9 protein-coding genes are annotated in these 7,181 nt (G+C 63.1%); 8 read left to right on the top strand and 1 reads right to left on the bottom strand.

Going from position 1 to position 7,181, the window contains the following annotated elements; all coding sequences use genetic code 11:
- Positions 1-138: 138 nt before the first annotated feature.
- Complete coding sequence (locus ACEK02_RS18555) at positions 139-582, bottom strand: hypothetical protein (RefSeq protein ID WP_137788432.1); 444 nt, start codon at positions 580-582, stop codon at positions 139-141.
- Between the two features lie 361 nt (positions 583-943).
- On the opposite strand from ACEK02_RS18555, the gene ACEK02_RS18550 reads away from it, so the two are divergent.
- The 8 genes from ACEK02_RS18550 to ACEK02_RS18515 form a co-directional block, all read left to right on the top strand.
- Positions 944-1,264: a TrbC/VirB2 family protein gene (locus ACEK02_RS18550; protein WP_137788431.1), complete on the top strand. Its 321-nt coding sequence runs from the start codon at positions 944-946 to the stop codon at positions 1,262-1,264.
- Positions 1,265-1,322: 58 nt separating this feature from the next.
- The gene (gene traL / locus ACEK02_RS18545; protein WP_371423045.1) at positions 1,323-1,613 is read left to right on the top strand and encodes a type IV conjugative transfer system protein TraL; all 291 of its coding nucleotides are present in this window, start codon (positions 1,323-1,325) and stop codon (positions 1,611-1,613) included.
- Between the two features lies 1 nt (position 1,614).
- Positions 1,615-2,181 carry a type IV conjugative transfer system protein TraE gene (locus ACEK02_RS18540; RefSeq protein WP_371423044.1) on the top strand — a complete coding sequence of 189 codons (567 nt, stop codon included), beginning with the start codon at positions 1,615-1,617 and terminating at the stop codon, positions 2,179-2,181.
- Positions 2,181-2,984 (top strand): type-F conjugative transfer system secretin TraK, encoded by an 804-nt coding sequence (locus ACEK02_RS18535; RefSeq protein WP_371423043.1) that lies wholly within the window; start codon positions 2,181-2,183, stop codon positions 2,982-2,984. Before ACEK02_RS18540 ends, ACEK02_RS18535 begins: the two co-directional genes overlap by 1 nt.
- Positions 2,985-3,234: 250 nt before the next feature.
- Positions 3,235-4,314, top strand: coding sequence for a TraB/VirB10 family protein (locus ACEK02_RS18530; protein ID WP_371423042.1), 1,080 nt, complete (start codon positions 3,235-3,237; stop codon positions 4,312-4,314).
- On the top strand, positions 4,301-5,185 hold the full coding sequence (locus tag ACEK02_RS18525; RefSeq protein WP_371423041.1) for a DsbC family protein: 885 nt from the start codon (positions 4,301-4,303) through the stop codon (positions 5,183-5,185). Before ACEK02_RS18530 ends, ACEK02_RS18525 begins: the two co-directional genes overlap by 14 nt.
- A gap of 26 nt (positions 5,186-5,211) precedes the next feature.
- Positions 5,212-6,198, top strand: a complete 987-nt coding sequence (locus tag ACEK02_RS18520) for a TraV family lipoprotein (protein ID WP_371423040.1) — start codon at positions 5,212-5,214, stop codon at positions 6,196-6,198.
- 1 nt (position 6,199) lies between these two features.
- Positions 6,200-7,181: TraC family protein (locus tag ACEK02_RS18515; protein ID WP_371423039.1), on the top strand; the 982-nt coding region annotated here is incomplete at its 3' end.

Genomic DNA, 7,181 nt, shown 5'->3' with positions numbered 1-7,181 from the left:
AGCTTGGGATGAGATGACATAATGACCCCCTGCCGTCCAACGGACGGTGTAAAAGGATCATGAGAAAACGGTCATTGCAACAATGGTTGGGGCCAGATTGAGCAGCAATCCATTTACTATCCGGCCGATTGACGGCTGTTAATGGCGTGAGGCTCGACCGGAGCCCAAGAGACTTTGTTTCGTCTCGTCATCAAGAGCTTGCAGTATCTTTGAGGCCTTATGCTCGACAACGTAGTCGAACAAGAGAAGGGAGAGGGCGTCCTCGAGCGCAAGCGCAGTGGCAAGCTTGTGGCTGAACGCTTTCTGCAGTGCCTCAAGATAATCGACGCTCCGTGAGGCAAGCTTGAGATCGAGGCTAATTTCGCCGGGGCCGGGCACGAGATCAAGATGCTCGCCCAGCGTCGTGACCTCGTGATCGTCGAGATGCGACTCATCGAACGCACGATATTCGATGAGTGCGGCAAGAGTTTGGTGCGCGAGGGTCGCATTCGAGTGAAGCCGGAGGCTCTCGGTCGTCAGGCGGAACAAGTCCTCTGACACGCGGAGAAGACAGCCTTGGGCTTCGGTGCTCTTGCCGCCCACTTGGTGATTTCTCCTTTTCTGATGAGAGACTGGTAACAGTCGGCAGAGGAGCGCCCCTTTTGGGCTCCAAAGGTTGATATTTCGCGAGTCTTCCCGCTGCGAATCTACCTTGGGCGCGCCTTGTCCGCAATTGCGGGGCGCGACGCCCGACTATCAAGGGCAGACTGCCCAACTATCCGGATGCCGCGTCCCGCCCATCGGGGCGCAAAGCCCAATACCAACGGGCAAAAGGCAGGGACTACAAAAAAATCCGCGCGATCGGCAACCATCCGCTCGTGGGAGCTTGCGACACGAATGGCCACTTGGTCCTTTCAATTTCGGGCGCGGCAGATCGCGTCTCCTGAAGCGAAGGAAACACCTCATGCAGTCCGTCCTCAAACAAAGCGGCCGGCTGGAGCTGGCGCTCCTTGTCCTCGCCGCGCTCCTTTTCGCCTTTTTCTTCTTCGCCGGTCCCGCCTTCGCCGGCGCCGACACGACGTTCGACACCGCCCTGACGAAGTTCACCGATTTTCTCGAAGGCTCAGGCGGCAAGATCATCACCGTCCTCTCGCTTGCCGGCGGCATCGTGGCACTTGCTTCGGGCCGCTTCTCGATGGGCCAGATCGCCATCCCGGTCGGCGTCGGCGTCGGCGCGGGCACCGGCATTCCGATCGTCACCTCTACCGTCACGGCAACGATCTGAAAGGTCCGACGGTCGGTCGGAATAGCAGATCCGGCCGGCTTTTGGAGAGGGTGGTGCAATGGCCGCGGACAAGTACGTCATACCGTCTCATCTAGACGATCCCGAGCTAATCGGGCTGTGGACGATAGATGAATTCCTGGCGATGATTATCCCGTTCGTCTGGGGAATCCTGTCTCAGCACATTCTCATTGGCGTCGTGCTCTCGGGTGCGGGCTGGTGGGGACTGAAGAAGGCTAAGGCAGGGCGGGCGACGTCGTGGCTCCTCCATTTGGCCTATTGGCATCTTCCGGCCGGGTTCACCGGCATGAAGGCCACGCCACCCTCTTATCTCCGACTGATGGCCGGGTAAGATGGAGATCACCTACACACACGCCCAAAGCCAACGCGTCCTGAGGCAGCGCAATCTCCTCGTGATCGTATCGGTGGTGCTGGGCGTTCTCGCGGGCATCTTGCTGATGGTCACGGCGACGCGCGATCGCGAGATCGTCCTGCAGCCGGTCCTGGCGCGACCCTTGGCGGTCAACAGCGCGGGAGTCTCGCGGGAGTATCTGGAGCTGATCACCCGTGACACCGCAGTGCTCACGCTCGATCGCAGTCCTTCGAACCTCGAATATTGGATGAAGTCGGTCCTCGAGATCACCGCGCCGAGCGCGCAGGGCAAAATCCGTGGCGACCTCATGAAGATCGTCAACGAGCAGCGCGGCTCCTCGATCGCGCAGTTCTTCACGATCCACACGATGGAAATCGACCCGAAGAACCTGTGGTCCACGGTGACGGGCGATCTGCACACGATCGTCGGAAACAAGGTGGTCTCTAGCGAGCGCCGGACCTTCCGCTTCGATTGGCAATATTCCGGACTGTCCCTGAAGCTTGTCGGCTTCGGAATGGTGACGACCGGCAAGGAAAAGGATCAGTGATGTCGGTCTACGCCATCGGCAGCGCCGCAACCGGCGCCATCTTCCTCTCCCGCTATTACTGCTACCTGAGCCGTATCATCGGTGCTTCACTCGTGGCGGTGAGCTTCTTCCTTATCGCGCAACCGGCCTGGGCCGACCAGACAGTGATGGCGTCCGACGGCAGCCAGGTCGACTGCGCCGCCTCCGCGAAGGACCTCACCAGGATCAGCCTCGTCGAGGATGAATTCGCTTCGGTCTCGAAAATCTCGACGGGCAATCCCGCCGACGATTTCTCGGTCGTGAACGAGCCGGTCCGCGGCGACATCTACCTGTCGGTGCCGGAGGGGTTCGGCCGCCAGGCCCTTTCCTTCTTCGCGACCAGCAAGCGGGGCTATGTCTACAAATTCGTGTGCCGCATTGCGGGCGAGCAGGCGGTCCAGGTGTTCATCTCGAACCCGGCGATCGCAAAGGACAAGGCGGGCGACACGGCGCCGCAAGTCGCAGCCGCTGATCCGCAGGAAACCGCCGTCGAGCTCGTGCAGGCGATGTACTCGAACAGCGTCATCGATGGGTACGAGATGCGTCAACGGGCGTTTCGCCCCGTCTATGTTGGTACGCTCAAAGTCCAGATGATCGCCGAATATCGCGGCTCCGATCTCACCGGCCGCGTCCTTCGCATCGAGAATAGAGGCCTGGCCTCGGTCACGCTGACCGAAGCGACCGTTGCGCCGCCGAGCGCGCTGGCGGTGTCGATCGCAGAGCCGAAGCTCGATCCAGGGAAGGTCACGACGGCCTACCTCGTCTCGCAAAACGGGAGGCAGTGACATGGCTTTGGCCGATATCTTCCGGCGTAGGCGCGCGCCTCTCGACGGGGCGCCAGAAGAGGAGGGGGTCTCTCCCATCTCGAGCGATCTGACCGCGAACGAGAGCGTTCGCAAACGGCAGCGCCTATTGCTCGCCGGCGTCGCCGGCGCCGGGCTCATCGCATCGTCGTTTTGGATCTTCGGTGACGATGGCGGAAAATCTTCGTCGACCGACAGCGACGCCGCGAAGGTCGAAGTCTCGACCAAGGACATGGTCAACAAGAACCTCAACCAGCAGGAATGGATGGCGCTCTCGGAAAACCAGATGCAGTCGGTCGAGAACCAGCTGAAATCGGTCAACGGGCAGCAGCAGCGGGTCGACCAGCTCGCCCAGCAGCTCGAACTGCTCAAAGGCGAGAACCAGGCGATGCGCGCCGACGGCGCACGGGTGCTGTCGGCCTACCAGGCCGAGAACGACCAGCTCAGGCGGCAGGTCGCCTCCAAAACAGCAGCGCCCCCGCCGCCGCCCGGCCCTTCCGCGATGTACGGCCCCAACGGCGTCCAGAATTACCAGCGCCCCGATACCGGTCCTGGCGGTCGGACAATGCCAACTAGCAGCGGCACCGAGGTCAAGATGGTCAGCTTTCAGACGGCCGACACTGGCACGGCGACGCGGGTCGCGAAGGGCACCACGACATACAGTGACAGCATCAATTATCTGCCGCCGAACAGCTTCGCGAGCGCCAAGGTCATCGTCGGCGTCGACGCAAGTGCGGGGGTCAACAGCCAGACCGATCCTTTGCCCGTGGTGCTTCGTGTCACCGGCCCGGCCCGCTCTGTTTATCAGAACGGCAAGCTCCTCACGACGAAGATCGAGGGCTGTCTCATCAACGGCGCGGCGCGCGGCGATCTCTCGAGTGAGAAGGTCTACGTCAAGCTTCAGAAGATGACCTGCCCGCAGCCCGGCGGCCGCTACGCTGTTTCCGAGGTGAAGGGGTTCATCGCGTTCGGCGGCAAGACCGGCGTGCGCGGCCGGGTGGTCAGCCGAGAGGGTTCTCTTGCGATGCAGGCTTTCCTGGCCGGCCTGGTCAGTGGCGGCGGCAACGCGCTCAACACAGCCTTCAACCAGCCACTGGCGACAATCGCTAGAGACGGCGAAGGGGGCATCAACCGCACGCCCAATTTCGGCAGCGTCGGCCTGCGCGCGCTCGGCGGCGGCGCTGCGGAATCCGGCAAGGATGTCTCGAAATATCTGATCGAGCGCGCCGAGCAATATCAGCCTGTGATTGAGATGCCGACCGGCATCGATGTCGAAATCGTCTTCCTGGAGGGTGTGTATGTCCGCAATTGATCGACTGCGTAAGCTGCGCCTTTTCACACGGCGGGCTCCCGTCCTGGCAGCGATCGGCGCGATCGGCGTGGCTAGCATCGCACTGGCCGCCGATGTGGCGGGTCCAGACGAAGCAAAGGTTACGGGTCTCCTGAAGGCGCGTCTGCCGAAGACGGAAGTCTCCAAGGTCAATTGCGAGAAAATCGAAGGGCTCTGCGAGGTCACCGCGGGCGCGAACCTCTTCTACGTCAATCACGGTGCTCGTTATCTTATCATCGGCCGCGTCTACGACATGGAGACGCGCCAGGATCTGACGGCGGCCCGGCTTCTCGAGATCAACCCCGACTTACTGGTCGGCGGGGCTGCGAAGGCAAATGCCGCGGCAGCCGGAGGCAGCGAGGAGGGCGGGGGAGAAGTCACGGCCGCAGCGGTCGGCGGCGGGCGGACCACGGTGCCCACGCGACCAGCCATGCTCAACCTGACCGGCTTGCCGAAGGAGGGCGCGATCGTTTGGGGCAATAAGGCTGCCAAGCAAACCCTCACTATCTTCACAGACTTCCGCTGCGGCTATTGCCGCGCGCTGACCAACGTTTTGCGCGGTATGGACGTGAGGGTGGTCGAGCGACCGATCTCTGTCCTCGGCAGCCGAGACATTGCCGACCGCGTCTACTGCTCCAAAAACCAGGAACAGGCGTTACACGCCGCTTATGCGGCCGAGCCGTTCAAGGCTCCGGCGGCATGCGACACCAAGGGCCTCGATGCCAATGAGAAGTTCGCCCAGAAGCACGGCCTGAACGCGACACCAATCATCGTCCGCAGCGACGGTGCGATCCTGGAAGGTTATCGGCCGAAGGAATTCCTCGAAGCCTGGCTCCGGGACGCCAAGTCGTGAGCGGGCGCTGGAACCGCTCCCGCAGATTGCCGCTCCTCCTGGGATCGGCAGCTCTGGCGGCGCTGACCGTGCTCAGTGGCTGCGCGACCTTCGGCAGCAATGTGCGGGGCAGTTTCTCTTGCGCCGCGCCAGACGGCATCTGCGCGCCCTCCTCATCGATCGACGACCGTGCGCTGGCGATGATCGCAGGCGAGAATGGAGGCGGCAACGCGACGCCGGCCGGGCCCTATATAGAAACCCGCCCGAAGGCGCGGGGCTCGCGGACGACCGCGACCAGACAGATTGTGCCCGTCCAACCCGGCAATGCTCGGCGTACCCAGGAGCGGGTGCTGCGGATCGTCTTCCAGCCCTACATCGACGAGCGCGGGCGCTTGCACGAGGTAAGTGCGGTCCACGCGGTGGTGCAGAGCGGCGAATGGCAGCAACAGTCTGTGGCATCTGCCACGCCTCTACCTGACCGCCATGCGGCCCTGATGCGCGCGATGCCGGAATCGCTCGAAGAGGCCGTCGACCGCGCCGACCCTGCGTTCGTCGATGTCGCGGCGTTCGATCCTGATCTTCCTGATCCTGCGGCAGTTGCCGCTGCGCGGGCGCGCAGTGTCGACCCGGTCGCGGCGATCAAGTCCGATGTTGCGGCTCGCCTAGCCCCCAAGGCGGGCCGCAACGCCTCGGCGCCGGCGCCTTCCATAAAAGCGGGTGAGGCGCAGCCGGCCAGGCTTCCAGGACAGATCGAGAAGGCTGAGGCTTCCTCGGTGAGCGCAAGTGCGACGGCTACCGCTGTGAAACCAGCGAGCTCCAATCCGGTCGCGGTAACGGGCCAGCCCAAGACAAGCGTTGGTGCCGAGGTGGTCGCGCGGGTGAAGGCGAGCCCGCAATACCAGACACGGGCCGGGGAGGCACAGGACGAAGCGCGCAGCGCGGCCGCGGCCGCGACGCTCCCGCCGGCCAAACCAGATGCAAAGCCGGTCGTCCGCGCTGCGGGTTTCCCCGCGTCCGTGCCGCAGGAGAATTAAGATGGTGCGGCGCTTTTTCGATGATCTGCTCTCGGGCGTGTTTGGCGACAGCAAGCGCCCGGACGCCCAGCAGCCTGATCTCGCGGTCCCGATGCTGGCACACTGGCTGCCGTACCGCAGCTATGATCCGAAGACAGGCATCTTCTACAACAGCGCGTCGCGCGGGTTCGTGATCGAGGCAGCACCTCTTGTCGGCGCCGACGAGCGCACCGGCGAGATCCTGGCGCAGTTCCTGTCCGAAGGCGTTCCCGCGCCGGGCTGCCTCCAGTTCCATCAGTGGATGTCGCCGCGTATCGGCGAACATCTCTCAAAATGGTATCTGCCACGCTATTCAGCGCGCGGCGTCTACGAACGGATGGCCAAGCACCGCGTCGATTTCCTCACCGACGGCGTGTGGGACTCCTTGTCTGCAGACGCGCCGTTCTGCCTCCGCAATCATCGCGTCGCGATCTCCTATTCGACCCCGGAATCGTCCAGCGTGTCTGTCGAGCAGATCGTCTCCGTGATGGAAGGAATCATCGCGTCTCTTGCCTCCATCAATGTCGCGGCGCGCGCAATGGACCCGGTGGCGCTGATCGGATGGATCGATGACATCACCTCGCCGACCACCGCAGCCGGCGATGACGCCGTCAGCTATAATCCGCTCGATCCGATCGCCGACCAGGCCATCCGCCGCGACATCGAACTGCAGGTCGAGCCGGATCGGATGTTGCTGCGGACCGAGCGCTTCCGTCCGACAGGCAAGATGGTCAACGGCGCGCCTGAGATCGGCGAAATCTATCCCGATGTGTTCGATGTCCGGTCGTTTTCTGTGCGCAATCTGCCGACGCGCTGGGCGCCGTGGGATGTGGCGCGTCTGATCGGCGACATGTTCACCGACAAGCTCCGCATGCCGTGCCCGGTCGCGACGAACCTGTGCATCGATTTTCCCGACGCCCAGGCCTCGACCAACAAGGCGAGCTACAAGTTCATGCGGACGACGA

The organism is Tardiphaga sp. (assembly GCF_041424195.1).
In the GTDB taxonomy this organism is placed as follows: Bacteria; Pseudomonadota; Alphaproteobacteria; order Rhizobiales; family Xanthobacteraceae; genus Tardiphaga.
The sequence above is the reverse complement of the archived record's forward strand: the minus strand, read 5'-3'. Positions and strand labels throughout refer to the sequence as shown.